This is a genomic window from Burkholderia sp. BCC1993, from assembly GCF_905339865.1.
Classification (GTDB): Bacteria; Pseudomonadota; Gammaproteobacteria; order Burkholderiales; family Burkholderiaceae; genus Burkholderia.
Window position 1 is genome coordinate 1 of sequence record NZ_CAJPGZ010000066.1, and the last position, 557, is coordinate 557.

The following is a 557-nucleotide window of genomic DNA, read 5'->3' on the forward strand; positions in this document are numbered from 1 at the left end:
TTCGACTTCAACCGGCATCAGCTCGTTGTCGACCGGCCTCAGCTCGACCGACAGCTCGGTCGCTTCGCTCTCGACCTCCACGTCGACCGGCCTGTCCTCGGCAACCAGCTCGATCAGCTCGCTGTCCACTTCGACCTCGACGGGGATCAATTCGCTGTCGACTGGCTTGAGTTCCACCGACAGCTCGGTCGCTTCGCTCTCGACCTCCACGTCGACCGGTCTCTCGTCGGCAAACAGCTCGATCGGCTCGCTGTCGACCTCGACGTCGACCGGCTTGTCCTCGGCAACCAGCTCGATCGGTTCGCTGTCCACTTCGACTTCGACCGGCATCAACTCGTTGTCCACGGGCCTGAGCTCGACCGACAGCTCGGTCGCTTCGCTGTCGACCTCCACGTCGACCGGTCTGTCCTCGGCAACCAGCTCGATCAGCTCGCTGTCCACTTCGACTTCGACCGGCATCAGCTCGCTGTCGACAGGCCTCAGCTCGACCGACAGCTCGGTCGCTTCGCTCTCGACCTCCACGTCGACCGGTCTCTCGTCGGCAAACAGCTCGATCG

1 protein-coding gene is annotated in these 557 nt (G+C 63.6%); it reads right to left on the reverse strand.

Annotated features, from left to right (window positions below; translation table 11 throughout):
- Positions 1-522, reverse strand: a 522-nt coding sequence (locus U4Y91_RS36590; RefSeq protein WP_321809129.1) for a hypothetical protein, incomplete at its 3' end; no start/stop codon positions are given.
- Positions 523-557: the final 35 nt, after the last annotated feature.